17 protein-coding genes are annotated in these 18,777 nt (G+C 49.8%); 9 read left to right on the forward strand and 8 right to left on the reverse strand.

Features of this window, described 5'->3' with window-relative positions; translation table 11 throughout:
• The first annotated feature begins 159 nt into the window (after nucleotides 1–159).
• Nucleotides 160–1,542 carry a sugar porter family MFS transporter gene (locus tag EKM84_RS04440; protein WP_125764089.1) on the forward strand — a complete coding sequence of 461 codons (1,383 nt, stop codon included), beginning with the start codon at nucleotides 160–162 and terminating at the stop codon, nucleotides 1,540–1,542.
• Between the two features lie 132 nt (nucleotides 1,543–1,674).
• On the opposite strand, the gene EKM84_RS04445 is transcribed toward EKM84_RS04440, so the two are convergent.
• The 3 genes from EKM84_RS04445 to EKM84_RS04455 form a co-directional block, all read right to left on the reverse strand.
• Nucleotides 1,675–2,187, reverse strand: coding sequence for a hypothetical protein (locus EKM84_RS04445; protein WP_125764091.1), 513 nt, complete (start codon nucleotides 2,185–2,187; stop codon nucleotides 1,675–1,677).
• 11 nt (nucleotides 2,188–2,198) lie between these two features.
• On the reverse strand, nucleotides 2,199–2,693 hold the full coding sequence (locus EKM84_RS04450) for a hypothetical protein (protein ID WP_125764093.1): 495 nt from the start codon (nucleotides 2,691–2,693) through the stop codon (nucleotides 2,199–2,201).
• Between the two features lie 291 nt (nucleotides 2,694–2,984).
• Nucleotides 2,985–3,950, reverse strand: a complete 966-nt coding sequence (locus EKM84_RS04455) for a helix-turn-helix transcriptional regulator (RefSeq protein WP_125764095.1) — start codon at nucleotides 3,948–3,950, stop codon at nucleotides 2,985–2,987.
• A gap of 79 nt (nucleotides 3,951–4,029) precedes the next feature.
• On the opposite strand from EKM84_RS04455, the gene EKM84_RS04460 reads away from it, so the two are divergent.
• Both EKM84_RS04460 and EKM84_RS04465 read left to right on the forward strand, forming a co-directional pair.
• Entirely contained in the window at nucleotides 4,030–4,500 is a 471-nt protein-coding gene (locus tag EKM84_RS04460) for a GyrI-like domain-containing protein (RefSeq protein ID WP_125764097.1), read from the forward strand.
• A gap of 71 nt (nucleotides 4,501–4,571) precedes the next feature.
• Entirely contained in the window at nucleotides 4,572–5,198 is a 627-nt protein-coding gene (locus EKM84_RS04465; protein WP_125764098.1) for a GyrI-like domain-containing protein, read from the forward strand.
• Nucleotides 5,199–5,249: 51 nt separating this feature from the next.
• Here EKM84_RS04465 and EKM84_RS04470 read toward each other — a convergent pair whose 3' ends face one another.
• Together EKM84_RS04470 and EKM84_RS04475 are read right to left on the reverse strand one after the other, a co-directional pair.
• Complete coding sequence (locus EKM84_RS04470; RefSeq protein ID WP_125764100.1) at nucleotides 5,250–5,906, reverse strand: HAD family hydrolase; 657 nt, start codon at nucleotides 5,904–5,906, stop codon at nucleotides 5,250–5,252.
• A 447-nt stretch (nucleotides 5,907–6,353) separates the two neighbouring features.
• On the reverse strand, nucleotides 6,354–7,526 hold the full coding sequence (locus EKM84_RS04475; RefSeq protein ID WP_125764103.1) for an iron-containing alcohol dehydrogenase: 1,173 nt from the start codon (nucleotides 7,524–7,526) through the stop codon (nucleotides 6,354–6,356).
• A gap of 849 nt (nucleotides 7,527–8,375) precedes the next feature.
• Between EKM84_RS04475 and EKM84_RS04480 the strand changes: the two genes are divergently transcribed.
• The 3 genes from EKM84_RS04480 to EKM84_RS04490 all read left to right on the forward strand — a co-directional run bounded on the left by EKM84_RS04480 (nucleotide 8,376) and on the right by EKM84_RS04490 (nucleotide 11,269).
• Entirely contained in the window at nucleotides 8,376–9,149 is a 774-nt protein-coding gene (locus tag EKM84_RS04480; protein ID WP_125764105.1) for a hypothetical protein, read from the forward strand.
• 70 nt (nucleotides 9,150–9,219) lie between these two features.
• Entirely contained in the window at nucleotides 9,220–10,194 is a 975-nt protein-coding gene (locus tag EKM84_RS04485) for a serine hydrolase (protein ID WP_125764107.1), read from the forward strand.
• A 97-nt stretch (nucleotides 10,195–10,291) separates the two neighbouring features.
• On the forward strand, nucleotides 10,292–11,269 hold the full coding sequence (locus EKM84_RS04490; RefSeq protein WP_125764109.1) for a cation diffusion facilitator family transporter: 978 nt from the start codon (nucleotides 10,292–10,294) through the stop codon (nucleotides 11,267–11,269).
• A 626-nt stretch (nucleotides 11,270–11,895) separates the two neighbouring features.
• On the opposite strand, the gene EKM84_RS04495 is transcribed toward EKM84_RS04490, so the two are convergent.
• The 3 genes from EKM84_RS04495 to EKM84_RS04505 form a co-directional block, all read right to left on the reverse strand.
• Nucleotides 11,896–12,324 (reverse strand): hypothetical protein, encoded by a 429-nt coding sequence (locus EKM84_RS04495; protein WP_164511310.1) that lies wholly within the window; start codon nucleotides 12,322–12,324, stop codon nucleotides 11,896–11,898.
• A 23-nt stretch (nucleotides 12,325–12,347) separates the two neighbouring features.
• Nucleotides 12,348–14,792, reverse strand: a complete 2,445-nt coding sequence (locus tag EKM84_RS04500; RefSeq protein ID WP_125764113.1) for a hypothetical protein — start codon at nucleotides 14,790–14,792, stop codon at nucleotides 12,348–12,350.
• Between the two features lie 707 nt (nucleotides 14,793–15,499).
• Complete coding sequence (locus tag EKM84_RS04505) at nucleotides 15,500–16,600, reverse strand: S66 family peptidase (protein ID WP_125764115.1); 1,101 nt, start codon at nucleotides 16,598–16,600, stop codon at nucleotides 15,500–15,502.
• A 146-nt stretch (nucleotides 16,601–16,746) separates the two neighbouring features.
• Here EKM84_RS04505 and EKM84_RS04510 point away from each other — a divergent pair, with 146 nt between their 5' ends.
• The 3 genes from EKM84_RS04510 (at nucleotide 16,747) to EKM84_RS04520 (ending at nucleotide 18,682) form a co-directional block, all read left to right on the forward strand.
• Nucleotides 16,747–17,118, forward strand: coding sequence for a winged helix-turn-helix transcriptional regulator (locus EKM84_RS04510; RefSeq protein WP_125764117.1), 372 nt, complete (start codon nucleotides 16,747–16,749; stop codon nucleotides 17,116–17,118).
• 78 nt (nucleotides 17,119–17,196) lie between these two features.
• Entirely contained in the window at nucleotides 17,197–17,505 is a 309-nt protein-coding gene (locus EKM84_RS04515; RefSeq protein WP_125764119.1) for a hypothetical protein, read from the forward strand.
• The gene (locus tag EKM84_RS04520) at nucleotides 17,495–18,682 is read left to right on the forward strand and encodes an NADH-dependent flavin oxidoreductase (RefSeq protein WP_125764121.1); all 1,188 of its coding nucleotides are present in this window, start codon (nucleotides 17,495–17,497) and stop codon (nucleotides 18,680–18,682) included. Before EKM84_RS04515 ends, EKM84_RS04520 begins: the two co-directional genes overlap by 11 nt.
• Nucleotides 18,683–18,777 lie beyond the last annotated feature (95 nt).

Here is an 18,777-nt window from a genome sequence, read left to right on the forward strand (position 1 = left end):
TCCTTTTTCTATCGCCGTAGATGCGGATTCGGTCTAGAGCAGATGCGGACTTTGTGAACATCAAAAGAGCGATTTAACACCGGAGTAAGCGTTTACAACACAACCAACCAGCGGTATCATGTATTTGCTGATTATTTATGAAGGGTGAGGAAAGTTAATATGAATCGACATTTGAGTACGTTTTTTATTTTCACATTCGGTGCATTAGGTGGCCTCTTATTCGGGTTTGATACAGGTATTATTTCTGGGGCCTCACCATTGATCGAAAATAACTTTAATTTAGGCATTGGCCAGACGGGGTTCATCACGTCGTCCGTGCTGATTGGGTCTTCCGTCGGGGCACTGGGCGTGGGTCCGTTGGCCGACAAATATGGGCGGAAGCGGCTGCTAATTTTAGCCGCCATCCTGTTCCTGTTAGGGTCATCGTTATCCATGGTGGCCGTGGGTTTCTGGTCCATGGTTATCGCCCGGATCATCTTGGGCTTTGCCGTGGGTTCCGCGTCCGCTTTGACGCCAGCTTACCTGGCCGAATTGGCACCCGCTGAACGTCGGGGGTCTCTGGGGACGCTGTTCCAATTGATGATTACCTTAGGAATCCTGTTGGCCTACGTGTCTAACCTGGGATTCTTGAACCACAACCTGTTGGGCATCCGTGACTGGCGGTGGATGTTGGGGTCAGCCTTGATTCCAGCGGCCTTACTGTTGATTGGGGGCCTGTTATTACCCGAATCACCACGGTTCTTGGCCGAAAAGGGTGACAGCGAACAAGCCTTAAGCGTGTTAAAGATGTTACGGAAGAATACGACCGATGATCCCGAAAAGGAATTGGCCGAAATTGAAACCGTTGCCCATCAACCTAAGGGTGGCGTCAAGGAGCTGTTCACGATTGCCCGGCCAGCCGTGGTCGTGGCGGTCGGTATCATGCTGCTACAACAATTAGTTGGGATCAACTCCGTGATTTACTTCCTGCCCCAAGTCTTCATTAAGGGATTTGGTTTTGCGGAAGGTAGTGCCATCTGGATTTCCGTGGGGATTGGGATCGTGAACTTTGTGGTCACGGTGCTGGCCACGTTTATCATGGACAAGTTCAACCGGAAGACCTTCCTGATGTTTGGGTCAATCGTGATGGCCGTTTCCTTAGGGATTTTGGCCGTGATGAACTTCACCATGGACATCCACACGACGGCCGTGCCAACCATGATTCTGATTGCCATTTACATCTTCGGGTTCGCCATTTCTTGGGGTCCTATTGCCTGGGTCACGATTGGGGAAATCTTCCCATTGAGTGTGCGGGGAATTGGGTCTTCCATCGGGTCCGCGGCCAACTGGATTGGGAACTTCCTGGTTTCCCAATTCTTCCTGGTCATGTTGGCCTACTTCCACAACAACGTCGGTGGTCCCTTTGCCGTCTTTGCCGTGTTCGCCGTTCTGTCCATGTTCTTCGTCCACTACTTGGTTCCCGAAACGCGGGGCAAGTCACTGGAAGAAATCGAAATGGAACTGCGGCATCATGATAAGAAAGCAGAAATGTCAGATAAATAGCGTGTGAACAACGGAAGGCTGGGGCTGTGGCCCAAGCCTTTTCGTTTGGGATGAGATATTGAAGGTATAGGTTATCACATGGTGAAAAATAGCAGTCAAAAAGCCGCCTAATTCAGGCGGCTTTTCGTTCTCCTAGGCGGCATCGGGGCCACCCAACAGGAGGGTCATAAATTGTTGAATCGTGGTGCGGTCGGCATCGGCAATCAGTTGGCAGAGCAGCCAGAGCTGTTGGGGGTAACGCACATCTGCGACGGGGGCCAGCGGAAATTTTGGGGTCAGTTCTAGGTCCTTGAAGGCGAGGCGGGCCTGCGCCAGTCGCAGGTGAAAGTCGTCGTTTGAGACCCCGGCAATTTGGGCGCATCCTCGGGTGATGTTGTCGGTTTGATTGGTGAAGAAGTAGCGGCCGTGCTGTTGGCTAGTGAACTGGCGAACGCGTTGGTTGAGCAGCGCTGGCGGTAGAATTGGCGTGCCGTAGTAGAGTAGGCTTGCGACGAGGAAGTCGGTGTCAAACGTCCACGGTCGGTAAACCCGGTGGCGCACGCCGTAGTTAGCGGCGGCCCGCCCATCGATGTAGGTCGTTTGTGGATCGGCATTGTGATGCGTGAGAACAGTTAGGGTTTCTGGGGTTAGGAGGTGTAAGGTCATTGGGCACCGCCTTATTTGCTAAGAATCGATGCAATAATCGGTTGTACCTCGGCCAGGGACTTGCCCTTGAGCATCCCACAGACGATGCCCGTTTGCTTGGCGTAGTGGTCGTAGCCACGGTCGGTCATGGGGATGGTGGTGGTTTGATCTAGATCAGCGAAGGCGAAGTCACAGTTGCTCATCCGAGCCGCAAAGGCAGTGGGCGTGACGCCGCATACATCCGCACACACCCGGATAAAGGCATCGAGGTCCGCCGTGATATTAATGGCTTCATATTGCACGCCGGAGAGGTCCGTGGCTACCCGCTTCAGGTCCGCAAAGTTAAACGCTTGGGGTCCGACCATGACTAAGGCTGCGGCCAGAAACTCGTGGTCGTAGGACCAGCGCCGGTGTTCATAATTGTAGATGGCCCGTTTGACTAATCGAATAGGAGACACGGTACTGTTGGGGTGCTTGGCTTGAAATTTAGCTAATAGGTCTAAAATGATTTCGTTAAAGTTGTTCATTATTATTACCTCAATTTGTTTAAAATTTTAAATTTTCAACAGCGCCGTTGAATTGATTCCTTGTTAACAAAATTAAGGTTATCACGGAAGATAGAGACTTGCAAGCTTGTAAGTACCGTTATACCGGCGTTTTGGAGGCATCCAAGTGCAATTTAATCCAAGGCAATAGGTGCTTAAAATCGATCAATGTCATTTTTGGGAGGAGTTAACCTCAATTTAAAAAAAAGATAAAATTTTTTAAATTCGCCCTGAAAAGCAAAAAATCCACCCAAATTCGGTGGATGACGACAATTATTCTGTAGGTAGTTGCCCCAATTGCACCTGACATTCAGTGCGGATGGCAGCAATCAATTCGGTTGGCGCCGTTTGAAGCGTGGCTGCGTGACCCAGGTAAAGAAACCAGCGGGCAAAGTCCTGGAGTTGTTCTGACGAGGCTGGGTCCAGGTAGCATTCCAATACGGCCGTCTGGTGGAACTGGGCACGGTACTGAAGCGGCGCTGTGGGGTGGGGATGCTGTTTAAACTGTTGAATGGCGTCGGTCGTTAATTTCAAGCGAACGTTGGGTTGCGGCCGGGCCGCTTTGATGGCGTCGGCGATGGCGTCCGGGTCCAGCGCCTGTTCCTGAGCGACCGGGGTAACAGCCACGATGTCCGTGATTTTTAGTTCATAGAAGCGGCTAGCGTTCAGGTCCCAGGCGTCGACGTACCAGATGGCCTGACGATTGTAGACGTGGCGAACCCAAACGGTGTGGGTGGTCGTCGCCAGTTTGAGCTGGAGCTGGCGGCTGGTCAGGCAGTCATTTAGTAGTGTACGCAGCATGGGTGGCGCAAAGTCGGTCAGCTCGGTCAGTTTGGTGTTGGCCGGATTGGTGTGACTGAAGACTAGCAGTTCTTGTAGCGTCAGAAGGTCATCCTGTTGGGTCTTTGAGGCGATGGCCACGAGTTTCTCCGTCAAGGTATTACGGTTTTGTAGGTAGGGAAGCTGGGTATTTAGCGTCGCCAGAAAACTGACAAATAGGGCCTTCAGTTCTTCGTTGTTGAACTGGACGGCGGGCAACAGGGTATTCTGGAGAACGGCGTAACCGCCATCGCGGCCCACGCTCGACGTCAGGGGCATCCCCAGCTCCTGAATATTTTCAAGATCACGAATGACCGTGCTCCGCGATACCTGAAAGTGGCTCATCAATTCTCGAATCGTAAAAAATTGGCGATTGTTGATGTACCGCATCATGGTATTGACCCGTTCCGTTTTTGTCATGATTTTCTCCAAATAGTGTCAGTTTCTGAAACCATTAGTGATTATACTGAGTCTATCATTTAAAGGAGGCCACCACAATATGGCAAATTACACGATTGAAACGAAACCCGCATTCACCGTTTTAGGCATCGATACGGTCCTGACCGGCAACTTCCCCGAAATGGGTCAGCAGAAGGCGAACTTCTGGCAAAAGATCAACGCGGACCACGCGCTGGCAAAACTGGACGGCATCAACGACTACCCCTTCGCCGTTAACGAAGCCATCAACGGTGAATTCCATTACTACGCCGGTCGGCAAGTCACGACGGCTGCGACGGCCGCAGCGGGGCAACGGTTGATTGAATTTCCCGCTGGCAAATACCTGGTCATTACCGGCACGGCGGCGGACCAAATGGGGCTGTACAACGCGCTCGAAGGTCCCGCATTTGGCGAAATCTTACCCCAATTAACTGACTACGCCTACGTGGGTGGTCCCAACACGTCTTACGTAACGGGGAGCGATGACGCCGGGGTTCACGGCGAAATGCTGGTGCCCTTAGTCGAAAAATAGATTCGTGAATCGTCAGTGTAGGTGGCTGACGATTTTTTGTATAATGGAAATAACAACGAGGAGGGGTTTCCATGAAACACGAATGGCGCAAAGCTGAGAAGGACTGGTACTTATCCAAGCAACCGGCGCTGTTAACGCTGCCAGCACTGAATTTTATCACGATTGAAGGCCAGGGTTATCCCAATCAGCCGGACTTCGGTGAGCACGTCGCCGCCCTGTATCCGGTGGCCTATCAGCTACGAATGGCGCTGAAACGCGGTGAACTGGGTGAACCCTACGAGTATACGGTTTACCCGCTGGAGGGCGTCTGGACGACGACTGATGGCTCGCGGGGGGCCGACCTGAACAAGGCGGCCTTGAAATACAAAATCATGTTGCGTCAGCCAGACCGGTTGACGGCCACGGATTTTGCTCAGGCCTTGGCTGCCGTTCAAGCGAAGAAGACCAATCCCTACTTTGACCACTTAAACTGGGAAACTTACGCGGAGGGACAGGTGCTCCAGACCATCCATCACGGGCCATTTGATGACGAGCCGGCCACGTTTGCCCAGCTCCAGACGGTCTTGACCGAGCAGAACTTGCAGGTCATCCCCACCATGGGCGACTACTGGCACCGCGAAATTTACCTGACGGATGCCCGCCGGACCGCTCCGGAAAGGGCGAAAACCCTGCTACGGTATCGGGTTCAACCGAAGTAAATCAAAAAGTCGCCTGGCAACTTGTCGGACGACTTTTTTGATGCGATTAGATTACGGGAGCCACTGTAGGACGCTGTCCAGAGTGGTCACCGTGTGGGTTGGTCGAGCGGCGGCTGTGGGTTTTGCGTTTTCCCGGTTGACCCAAATCGACCGCCAGCCAAGCTGATCAGCGGGGATGATGTCACTGGCATAGCCTTGCGCGATGTGCCAGTGATTCTCGGGGGTGAAGCCGTAATGCTTGCCCACGGCATCGAAGAAGGTGTGATCTGGTTTGTAGGCGTGCACGTCCTCGGCAGTCCAAATGTCGAAGGGCACCTGGAGGCTGTCGGCATTGGCAGGGATGATATCCCAGCTGGAGTTGGACATCATAATCAGGTGGTAGCCGCGCTCACGTAGCGTTTTGAGCGTGGCAATGACTTCGGGAAACGGTGTCAGGGCACGGTGCGCCATTAAGACTTCGGGATAGTAGCGCTCGAAACCATGTTTGAGGCCAAATTGTTCGTCTAGGTGGAGTAAATTGTTGCGGGTCAGCAAATCATAGTCCAGGTAGGGATGCATGTTGTTGCGGTCGCCCTGATAGGTGATGAACCGTTGCCGGGCTAATTTGGCATCAACGCCCAGCTGAAGCGCGGCCCGGACGATTTCAGCGTAGGTGCCTTCCTCCCGTAGCAGGGTGCCGTAACAGTCAAAGGTTAGAAATTTTGTCATCGGAATAACTTCCTTAGTCAAACTAAAAAACCACCCGCAAAGGTGGCTTTTCGTAGCTGTAATGCACAATCAATCTGTTTTTAGTGGTGACCAAGAGGGGGTAACCAGGTGGCCACTGAAATTTTCTGATCGGTTAGACGGTTAATCCTAACCAATCGCAGCTGTCAGTCCGTAACGTGGTTCACAAGCTGGATAGCGGGGGGCTGTCTGGTTGTGAACGTTGTTGGCGGTTACTGGGGTGGTGTGTCGCAGAGGGACTGGCCTCTTTGTTGGACCCTGGAACCGGTGGACTGACCGATGCATTTTAGATTCCGGAGACGTGCGGCCTCTGAAACGTGCTCCGTGGGGCAGACAGTTCCGCTTAACACCGTAACGAAAATCCCCCAAGTGCGGGGGCATTCCCGTTACGCCGTTAATGCTCGCTGTCTAAGCGCCCCACTCCGCACTCTATTTTGCGTCGTAAGCTGCTTGGAAAATCTTGATGATATCTTCTTTAGTCCCTACACGAGGGTTAGAGAAGGCGTTCCCATCCTTCAAGGCGTTTTCAGCCATCAGTTCAAAGTCTTCTGGCTTTGCACCGATTTCCTTGATGGACTTAGGAATACCAACGTCTTCTGACATCTGCTTCATGGCCTTGATGGATAATTCAGCAGCGTCACGCGTTGATAAGCCTTCAGTGTTTTCACCCATGATTTCAGCTAATTCAGCGAAACGTTCTGGGCAAGCAATGATGTTGTATTCTTCAACGTAAGGCAGGAGCAAAGCACAGCAAACACCATGTGGGGCGTCGTATTGACCACCTAATTGGTGAGCCATGGCGTGAACGTAACCTAAGTTAGCGTTGTTGAAGGCCATCCCGGCTAACATTTCAGCTTCGACCATCTTGGTCCGAGCTTCGAGGTTGTGGCCGTTAGCAACGGCTTCACGTAAGGAAGTTTCAATCAACTTGATAGCTTCGATACATTGTGAGTCGGTGATTGGGTTGTGGTCAACGGAAACGTAGGGTTCGATGGATTGAACGAAAGCGTCCATCCCAGTAGCGGCGGTTAAGCCCTTAGGAACGTCCAACATCAAAGTCGGGTCGTTGTAGGAAACCAACGGAATGTTCCGCCATGAAACAACAACGAACTTCAAGTGGGTTTCTTCGTTCGTGATAACGGCGTGACGAGTCAATTCAGAACCCGTCCCAGCAGTCGTGTTAACGGCAATCAGTGGTGGCAAAGCCTTGTCGAGCGTTTCGATCCCAGCTAACTTGGTGATGTCATCACCGTTAGTCAAGATAATGCCGGCACCTTTACCAGTATCATGAGCAGAACCCCCACCAACAGTGATGATGGAGTCAGCGCCTGAATCCAAGTAAAGTTTCTTAACTTCTTTGATGTTGCGAATCTTAGGGTTCGGTTCAACGTTGTTGTACACAACGTAGTCAACACCAGCAGCCTTTAAGGAATTCAAGGTCTGTTCAACCGCACCGTTTTCCATTCCTTCAAGGAACTTATCCGTTACGATGACGGGCTTCTTCATCCCTAACATCTTTGCACGGTCACCAATCTTGCTAATTACGCCAGGGCCAAAGAAATTGACACTGGGCATAAGAAAGTCATAACTACGTTCAGCCATTATACAAATGCCTTCTTTCGGAAGTTTTGAAAATCATTGGTACCAATTTCACAAAGCAATTATAACTAAAAAAATTACAGTTTGCAACTGCTTTCGGGTAAAAGTTTGTTAGTTGTCCGAGAAAACCAGGGCGTATCACCGATTTGGCGGTGTTCGTTCTGACCAAAGAAAATTTATTTAGCGCTTACAAAAGTGTGAATGTATTAATGAAAAGTTAAACAAATTGTTCTCATTTCGCTGTGAATCTCGGGGGAGACAACTGCTTGCGTCAGGTTTCACCGGGTCGTGAACCCCCTAACGCATTTTCCCTGGGAGCGGGTTAAAAGGCATCTCAGGGATGAGAAAATTATACCGCGGCTGATCGTTCCCGACGGCAGGTTCAAGGTGCCCTGCTGTGGGGTCGGTTCCAGACTAAAGGGCAGTCTTCCACCTCGACTTTGAGCCGGAGTGCGGTCTCAAAGGTCGACCCGTGCTCTAAGCTGAGAATAAAGCGCTCAGCTTAGAGCACCGACACAGCTGTTCACCTTGACCTGCCTCTGGTCACTAACATGGTGGTGTGATTTTTCATCTTTGCGGCTGACATTGGTTCAATCCGCAGTTACGGGGGGGTGATTGTTGGTGTGTTCCGTTATTTTAGTCCAGTCTAAATTGAGTTGAAGGGATAGTTGCTGTCCATCGTATGCATAGGACATTATTAGCATATTTAAGACAGTGATCTGCGACAATGATTGTCGTTTATCTTAATTATTAATCAGACAATTACTATTTAGTGTTAGCCATTGTAGTTGTTGATGGGTTGGCCTAAAATTGACAGTAAGATCTACATAAATCAATTGCGGAGGCAGAAAAATGGCACATAAAAAGCACTGGCTAACGGTCGCTGTTGCATTGTTGGCAGCGGGGAGTTTGGCGGGATGTACGTCTAATATGAGTAGTCGGCAGGCCAAGAATGCGTTTAAGCAAGCCCAATCTAGCAGTAAACAGGCGTCGGGGAAGACGGCCAAAGATGAGTCGATCATCGCGGCTGCCCAATCCTTGAATGCCGATGGCAAATACAAGCAGTCGAACAAAAAGCTGAGCAGTATTAATCTGACGGATCTAAACAAGAAGGGCTTTGGCGCCCTGAAGACGGAATTTTTCAGTCTGCAAAAGAGCAACGATAAATTCCTGTTGAAGAAGACCCAGTCCAAGGGCAATAGCGCGGCTACGAGTCAGACTAGTGGGGGCAACACGGCCACGACGACCACTACCAACAATAGTTTTGACGGTTACAGCAAGTACGTTGGCGACTATTATTTCTATAATGACGACGATGGCGACCGGCAACAGGAAACGCTAACGATCCACGATAACGGGTCGGTCGTGCAGAACAACAACGACGGTTCCGCCTTCCACGGGACTGCCACCATCAAGGATTCCGGCGCACACGGTGTCTTGTCCTATGACGTGACGACCGGTACCAACGACACCAAGACCATCGATGCCAACGTGGAGATCGACGTGGTTTGGAGCAACGGCGAGCACGAAACGTACTACGGCTACACGTCCTACGACGATGATATCGTGTTGACGGACGGCAACTCGTACGATGGTGATTTAGTGAACGAAGTCTGGATGCAGTAAATTTAACGCAGAAAACACACGGCAGCCCGCACATGACGGCCGCCGTGTTTTTTTGGTCAGGAGGATTTTGATGAAGAAATGGGGATTGTGGTTGCTGGTCGGTGTCGTGAGTCTGGGATTGGTCGGCTGTCAGTCGCGTGGTCAAGCGAATCAGGCGGCGAAAAAGATGACATCTAGTCGCTCGGCGTCGGCCAGTTCTAGCGTAATCAAGCGAAAAACACCTAAAGCAAAAACAGCTAACGCCAAGGCCAAGAAGCCGGTTCCAGCCGCGCCATTCAAACAAATTGCGCAGAGCACGATGGGCCACTTGAAGGGGCAAAACGCCGTGTTCATTCAAACAACAACGGGGCAGACGCTGAGTTGGCACAATCGGTCACAAAAGGCCGCGAGTGATATTAAGTTGTTTATTTTGGCGACGGTCTATCGGCAGGTTGCGGCTGGTAAGTTTGATTTGGCGGCGACCTATACGCTCCGAGAGGCGGATAAGGTAGGCGGCACCGGAAACCTTCAGGCGCAAGCCGCCGGAACGCGGGTCACCAATCGCGACTTGCTAAAGGACATGATGACCGTGAGCGATAACACCGCCACCAACATCATCATCCGCGAGGTCGGGGGCTTGGCGGCCGTCAATCAGGAAATCAAACGCCTGGGGGCCACCCAAACGGTGCTCCGGCGAAAGATGATGGATCAAAAGGCCCTCGCGGCGGGGCGAGACAACGAAACCTCTGCCCGTGATTTGGGGAACCTGTTAATGAAAATCTGGCGACACCAGCTGATTTCGCGCGCCGCCGATACGGCGATCTTAAAGTTGATGGCGGCCAATACCAATCACGCCAAGCTGCCAAAATTAGTGCCCGCTAGCCGTCAAATCTACAACAAGACCGGTGAATTTGATACCTACGGCGTAGAAAATGACGCGGCCATCTTTGCTCAGGGTAAGCAGGCCGTGGTGGTCGTGGCCCTGTCCCAAAATGGCGAGCTCTCCCAGCAGGTTCCGGCGATGAATCAACTGGGAAAGCAGATTGATGCCGCCGTGTTTAGTTAGGGATCGTGACTTAGTTAACGCTGAAATTCACTGATCACGCAGCGGTTAAACGACTTATAATGGAGCTAACTAAGCGGATAAGAGGGATTGATTGTGTATGAAAGAATTAGACGAGCATCGGCAACAGGAACAGGCCGAATGGCGGGCCCGGCAACAGGCCGAGCTGGCCAAGTTACGTGGCGCTCAACGGCATCTGTATTTGAATGTGGGGGCCTACTTGAGCATCTCCGTGATTGAGTTTTACTTAGCCATTGTCGGGCACTCCCAAACGTTGCGGGCCGATGCGTTTAACAATTTGTCCGGGATTATTTCAACCATTTTGTTATTGATCGGCATCTACATCGCCCGTGACATTCACGACGATGATTTGATGGGCCAACCGTTACCGGAGGACTACAGCCACAACGGCCAACGCCTCCAGTTGACGCGGTTTCACTACGAAACGGTCTTCACCATGCTGACTGGGATCGTGATGATTGCCATCGCTGCCAGTGTTATTTACAGCGGCATCAAGAGTCTCATGAACCCCGCCGACCAGGAGGTGCCCCAACCGATTACGATTCTGGGGGCCGGCATCGCCACGGTCGTCATGCTGGGGGTGTGGTGGCTGAACCGGCGGGCTGGTCGAAAATTAAAAAATGCCGCATTGACGGCTGCCGCGCTGGATAGTTTGAGCGACGCCATGACCAGTATCGCGACTATGATTGCGATTGGTGGTGCGCTGGCGTTCAAGCTGACCTGGCTAGATGGGGTGGCCAGCATGCTGGTCGGTATTTACATTCTGACGGCGGGCATCAAGATTTTCCGCGAGAGCAGTTTGAACCTGGCCGACTACTTTGACCCGGAAGTTGAAGAACAATTTCGGCAAATGGCTGCGGGCTTTGCGGGGGTCAAACGGGTGGAAGACCTCAAGGCCCACTACAACGGCAACGTGGTCACGGTTGATTTGGTGATTGCGGTCGATGCCCACATGGAAGTGCAGGATAGCTACCGGTTGGGCGAGGAGATTGAGGCAGCGATGCGCCACGAATTCGGCGTCGTCGACACCAACGTGATGGCCGTTCCAGCGGGTTAAAATGATGTTGGCCTCGCCTCCGGGCTGGTGAAAGCTGAGCCTGGTCGCGGTGGTTTTCGTTCCCGGCGGCAGATTCAAAGTGCCCGGCTATGGGGCCGGTTCCAGACTGAGGGGCGGTCTTCCACCTCAACTTTGAGCCTGAGGTGCGGTCTCAAAGGTTGTCCCGTAGGCTAGGCTGGGGAAATGCGTCCCAGCCAAGACCACCGACACAGCTGGGCATCTTGGCTCGCCTCTGGTCACTTCTACGACTGGCTCAGTTTTCCCAGCCCTGCGACTGACATGGGTTAACCCCGTTGGGAGCCATCACGGGGTTTCTTAGGCCTTTCAGGTAATATGAGTTTTTAAAACTAGAAAACAGATTATTTGAACAAAAAAGGAGTCGCTAACATGGCGGCTCCTTTTATTATTAATAATTGCTATTCTTGATTATTAATTAATAATTCGGTGGCTCTTTGCCGTAAGTTTCCATTCCGGTTGGCGTTATGGCCGGGCCGAACCCACACGACGTTCCGTGGGTTTCATGGCACAATATACATGACAAATCAAAGAGGCCAAGCCCCGTCGAAAAACGGTTGCTTGGTCTCTCTGCAGTGCTATTACGTTCGCGATAGAATCAATTCTAGCAATTACAACTTATTCTCGTCCATTTCCAGTAAACTTTTACGATGGATAATGGCTTCGATTAAGCGTTTACGCTTTTGATCCATGCTCTCTTTTTTTGCAACATTTCTGAGCTTTCTAGAGTAGCTGAAATTTAGTGCTTGAAAAATTTTATACAAATCTTGCAAATCTTTGGATTCTAGCATGTAATTAAGATTAGGTGTTTTTAAAAGCTGCTGAACTGATTTTTGATATAAGCAAATCGAAATCAGTCTTAAAAGGACTACGCTACTAACCAATGAGGCTAGCCAAACCCAAGCCAGCAATAAGATTGCAACTGCAAACTCTAAGGGTGTTTCATTCATTGATAAGTTAATATACCATTCTGCACCGATGATTGCTGTAGGCACGACTGCCATGCAACTAGCTAGAATTCGAAATTTAAGATCATACAATTACAAACACTTACCTCTCTATTTTAAAATGTAGCTATAAATTTACAGAAGACACCTAATCCACTGAAAGTACCTTCAGCAAGCGTTCCAATTCCAGGAACAAGCACGATTCCCAACACAAGTAGAACGACAACACCAGCAGCAACCCAGTTAAAATTCGTGACTGGTTCAACTTCAGTGTTATAGTTCGAAATAGCTTCAGTTGGTGTTGTGACTACAATTTTGTGGAACTTAATAGTAATGGCAATCTCAAAGTCTTCAGCTACTTGAACCTTATTGACTTCAGTGTGCTCACGTTCAATATGCAACGTGAATCCAGAACCACCGGCAGTATCAATCCAGATAGATCCATTCTTAACCTTTACAGCAATCTTACCTAATATTTGGTCTAATCCATCAAATGAGAAGACCTTATTTTCTGTCAAAAGTTTTTTAATTCCATCCAAATTATTGCTTACCTTACCATCCTTAACTGTATACACTACAATCTTATCACTTGAAGGTACAGAAATCGAGGTACCAACTTCTAATCTCCAGGTGACATCAACAGCAGGTGATTCAAAGGTATACGTAGCAGCAGTTGTTGAAACTTGAAATTTCGGAATTGCTTTCAAAAACGCTAAATTATCATGGTAGTATTCTAAATCAGCATTAGCGGCTTCAATCGTATTTTCCTGCAAGTCATTGGTAAATGAAATTTGAGGAAATACTGCTTCAACATCATTTAGGGTTAGATATAACCAGGAACTTGAGACGACACTTTCCCAGGTATGGAATTCCCAGGGTAATGAGGCATATGTTTCTGTGGCATAGATGATACCGCCAGTAGAATTTGCTAGGTTTTGGAGGCCTTCCAGCCCAGATAGATACTTGTCGGCTTCTGCGGTGTTTCCAAGCTTTTTGCAAAGCGCAATATAACCTAGCGTTCCTTCAGTCCAGACAATTTCAGGGGAACCAGAGTAGCCACCGTCACGATCACTGTATGGTTTAAAGCCGGCGATTGGTGATGTTGAAGAATACGTTTCGTTAAAGTGATCCTGTTCAGAACGTTCAGTAACGAGAGCATCGTTAACTGAGAAGATGGATTGTGCTGTTTTGAGAAGCTTCGTACTGTCAATGCTGAATACTTTGTCGTTGATTACGGTCATACCAGCCCAAGTAACACAATCAAGTGCCCAAGACTTATCAACCCCATCTGATGATACACCTTGATAGAAACGCTGGTTGTCAGAGTCAAACAGTGTATTAATTAAGTTTCTGTGGATTTTATCCAATGCACGTTGATACTTTTGGTTGCCGGTAACTTTCAGTAGCCCATAGAGGCCTTGCATACTAGACAATTGATGCTCAGTAGAACACCATTCAATTTTAGTGTCAGTGAAGGCATAATTGTCGCCATATGCACCGTTACCGCCCTTCAAGAGACCGTAACGTTTGTCAGTCGGGTCAGTAACCATTTGCGTTAACAACCAATCGCCAGCTTTTTCCGCCATTGCTAGTTGAGCTTTATCGTTGGTCTTCAGCATGTAATGCGTCATCCCCCAAACTACCCAACCAACAGCACCAGTTCGAACGTAATTTTCAAATAAAGCGCCAATGTAATTATCATAACTGAAATCAAATGAACCATCTGAATTTTGTTCAACTGATAGTCGTTTTAAAATTTCTTGACACAAATCATAATCGCCACTTGCTGTAAACGTTAATAGTGATAAGCCAATGTCATATAACCAACTGCGAGAGTTTAACATATATCCGTATTTTCTTAGTGCTTTAGTTCCGTCTTTATCATACGAAGGATCATTAGCCGGAATTAAGAATGAACTTGGTAAACGTCCATTATGGATATTTGTTTCGGCCCCAGTTAAACCTACAACGTCATATTCAAAGGCACCTGCCCGCCATACACGTTGTAATAATTTTGCGATTTTTAAGCCAGGATAGACTTTGTTCGTGTAAAAAATATATTGACCATTACCAACATCAAAAATTGGCACTTCGGCGTTCAGATATTCGGCATCGGTCAATGAAAAGAATCGAGCTGTATAATTGACGAAGCGTGAGTAAGGGTACTCTACAAAACTCGTCGTCTTATCAGCGTTAAGTTGAACCAGTCGGATTTCTTTAAGCCCGCTACCAATTGCTTTAGAGGTAGACCAACGACCATTACTTGAAAGATCACAGGTATCTTGAAGATAGAAATCATCTGTGACAAGGTATACTTCAACCTTATAATTATCTGGGGTGGCTAAATTAAACCAAGTTCCAGAAATAATACCAGAATAATTTGGTGAATAGTATTGGTCTACGTTAACATGCTGTGGAAAGACTTTTTCATCTTCACCGGGTAGCCCGGGGGCGCAACCCTGTAAAGTATTACCATCGGAACTTAGAGTAATGTCATACTTGAATTTAGCAGTATCCATTTGTGACTTGATGAAAGAAATTAACTTACTACTTGTATTCAAAATAATTCCTCCTAGATTTAAATGTTTTCGTATGGTACGTCTTAACTATACGAACATAAGTTCTCTTTGTTAATTTATAATGAACGCTTGTTCTCTTTTGGCTAATACCAAAGTTGGTAAGGGACTGTTGCTCATAGGAAAGGCATAAGATAAATTTGATTAATTGTCTAAAAGGTACACAACCAGTCAGCACTTATAGAGTTGATGTTTTGTTCGACTAACTATACTAGCAGACAACGCAATAGTTTAATATTTGAGCCACAGTATTTAGCAGTCTAAAAGAGCTTAATTAACATCAATTCGAAAGACTGGCGGCCTTGGTTAGTAGCACAATTTGCAAACTGCATCCCATGATCTTGTGGAAAATCTGAAGGCACACTATAACGGCAACGTGGTCGCGTCCGTTTCCGGCGGCGAGCTCAAGACGCCCTGCTGTGGGGCCAGCTCCAGCCAAAGAGTGGGCTTCCACCTCAACTTTGAGCCTGGGGGGGTGGCAAAGGGCTAGGCTGTGCATCTTGGCTCGCCTCTGGTCACTTCCACAACTGGCACAGTTTTCCCAGTCCTGCGGCTAACGTGGGTTTTACCCAGGAACCATCACGGCGTTTTTTCTTGATTTTCTTAATGCTAAAAAATAAATATCTATAACAAAAAGGAGATGCTATATTAGCGACTCCTTTTTGCTATTAATAATTAGATAGCTTTGATTATTAATTAATGATTAATTTGGTGCTCTCTCCAGCAAAGTAGGGTTCCGTGATTGTGAGGGCTTTGGCATCGAGGTCGAGCTTGGCGGTCAAACCGTAGGGAAGAGCGGTCCGCGGGTAGGCGTGGCCGAAGTTGATATTGGTCATAACGGGGACGTCGAGGTCCTGGGTCACCGTTAGCAGAGCCTGACAGTAGTCGCCATAGTAGACCTCATCTTGTGGTTTACCCGTGATGATGGCCTTCACGTTGCCTAGAATGCCAGCCTGTTTTAAGTTTTGGAGCATGGTTTGGTAGGCCGCCGGTGTCGGCTTTTCCTCACTAGTTTCGAGGAAGAGAATCTTATCGCGCCAGTCGGCGGGACTGGGGATGAGACCGTATTTTCTAGCGATGACGGGCTCCTCCGGGTAACGAGTGTCGGTCAATAGGCTGTTCAAGCTATCGAGACAGCCGCCCAGGAGTCGACCGGTGACGCTACCATGGCCCCGCAACACCTGATAGCCCCGGGTCTCGGAGTGACTGACCCGTGGGGTGTCCAGGGCCGCTGCTGAAAAGTCGGTCCGTTCTTCGTACCAAATGGGACTGCTGGTGATTGGCGTCGTGGCGGTATTTTCTAAGTAATGGGTCAGCGTGCGTTTAGTATACGGCAATAGGTCTGTGTCGAACTCGGCCAAATCGTTGAGCACGTTGGGCCCGTAGTAGGTGGTGAGGCCCAGGTGATACAGCATCAGGTGGTCCACGGTCGTGTCGGAAAAGCCGGTAAATAGCTTGGGATGGGTCTTAACGGTGGTCACAAATTCGGGGTCATCCAGGAGATAGGGGGCCAGACGAAAGGTGTCAATGCCACCGATGGCGCAGAAGATGCCGGTAATCGTGTCGTCGGTGAAAGCTGTTTTGAGGTCAGCAGCGCGCGCTTCGGGATGGGCGTCGAGGTAGTCGAGTCCCTTCAAGGCGTTGGACATGGTAACGGGAACTAGGCCAAGTTCGCGGAGGCGTTGTTGGCCGCGGTGATATTCGTGAGCGGCAAAGGCCTCGCCCATGACGCCGCTGGATAGGCTGACGAGCGCGACCTGGTCGCCGATATGTAAACGTGGTGGTTTGATCATTGAAATCCCTCCCAAAATTAAATTAATCTCATTTTACGCTTTTGATGATGGATTGGGGAATTAATTCCATGGTTACTAAAAGGTGCCTACTCCCCAAAAGGTCACTTAGGCGCTATAATGAATAAAACTATTGAGGAGGTCATCACGTGAAGAAGTCGTATAACAATGGAGTCGAGGCAACGCTGGGCATTATTAGTGGGAAATGGAAGCCACAGCTACTGTGCCATCTGGGCAATCGGCCCCAAAGAACGTGTGACCTCCGCCGCGAGTTGCCAGCCATTTCGCAAAAGGTGCTGACGCAACAACTGCGGGAGCTCGAACAAGACGGCATCATCGTCCGCCACATTTCTGGGGAACGGGCACCGTTTAAAGTGACCTACGCGTTGACCGACCTGGGGCGTTCTCTGGGACAGATTCTGGTCCAGATGTCCGTGTGGGGCGAACGCCGGGCCAGTGAAGTGCCCGACATGGAAATCGCCAACGACCACGGGGGCTTCAGTCATATTTTAGAAAATTAAGGAGGAGGTACTTTTAAGTGCCTTCTTTTTTTCTACCCGGTAAGCGGTTATGCTGGGTTTCGTTAAGGAGGTGGCGCGATGGCGCAGTCGATTCGCGGGCTACAGACGACCCAAGCGGTGGTCACACAACCCGTGCAGTGGCAAATACTGCTGCTGTTGGCAGCGGGTCCCCAATCCGTGGGGATGCTCTGGCAACAACTGTGTGGCAAGCAACGGTGGACCTGTTGGGGTGGCTTATGGCGGTTGCAGCGCCGCCAACTCGTGATGTTTCACGTGAAACAACGGCGCTGGGCGCTGACGCCAGCCGGCGAGACCCTCCGACCGATTTTAACGGCAATTCAAAAATGTACCGCAACTCAGAAAGGTGGAAAATCAGATGACTTATAATTTTCAACAGGGCTTTAGCTTTAAGAACGGGGTTACGTTAAAGAACCGGGTAATCATGTCCCCAACCACGACCATGTCGAGTTTCTACGACGGCCACGTGACCAACGATGAAATCGACTTTTACGGCGCTCGGGCCGGTGGTGTGGGGATGATTATTGGCGAAGTAGCCAACGTGATTGCTGGCGGCAAAGGCTTTGAAGGTGAACTGTCAATTGCCGATGATACCGACATCGAGGGATTGAGTCGCTTGGCTAACGCCATGAAGCGCAATGGCACCAAGGCCGTCCTACAGATTTTCCACGCTGGCCGGAAGTCTAACGACAGCATTCTCCGCGGCACCCAACCAGTCAGTGCTAGTGCCGTCAAGGCCGCCTTTCCAGCCGATTCGCAGACGCCGCGAGAAATGACGGCGGCGGAAATTGATGAGTTGATCGTTGCTTTTGGCGAAGCCACGCGGCGGGCCATCGCCGCTGGTTTTGACGGGGTCGAACTGCACGGGGCCAACACCTACCTGTTGCAACAGTTCTTCTCCCCTAACTCAAATCGTCGGACCGACAAGTGGGGTGGCGACCGCGATGACCGAATGGCCTTTGCCAAGGCCGTGATTGCCAGTGCCCACGAGGCGATTGACCAGTATGCCGACCGCCCCTTCCTGTTGGGGTACCGAATCTCCCCTGAGGAAATCGAAACGCCAGGGATTCGTTTAGCTGATAGCTTAGCCTTTCTGGACATGTTGGGTGATTCCGCCGTGGATTACGTGCACATGTCCATGGGTTCGGCGCAACGGACGTCTTTAAACGACAAGAGTGACCACGAACCCCTGATCAAGAAGTTTGTTGCCCAATTAGCTGGCCGCAAGCCGCTGATTGGTGTCGGTTCCGTGGAAACGCCAGCTGACGCCGATGCCGTTCTCGCCATGGGGGCTGATTTGGTGGCCATGGGCCGCGAAATGATCCGCGAACCCCAATGGATGGAAAAAGTATTGGACGGGGATGAAGCCAGCATCCGTTACCAACTCTCACCATCTGAAATGACCGAACTGAAGATTCCGGTGGCCATGCAGTACTACCTGAAGGGCGCCTTCTACTCCGTGATGCATTTCACCACGGATCCCGCCGTTGCGGCCGATTACCAAAACGAAGCGGCGCCAATGGAAGGCTTTGAAAAGAAGATGTAGTCGCACCAATTATTAATTTCGCGAATAGAAAATACTTGTTTTCGCAAGCAAAAACGAGTCTGGGACAAACCCAAGACTCGTTTTTGTGTCCCCAT

The organism is Levilactobacillus mulengensis (genome assembly GCF_003946045.1).
In the GTDB taxonomy this organism is placed as follows: Bacteria; Bacillota; Bacilli; order Lactobacillales; family Lactobacillaceae; genus Levilactobacillus; species Levilactobacillus mulengensis.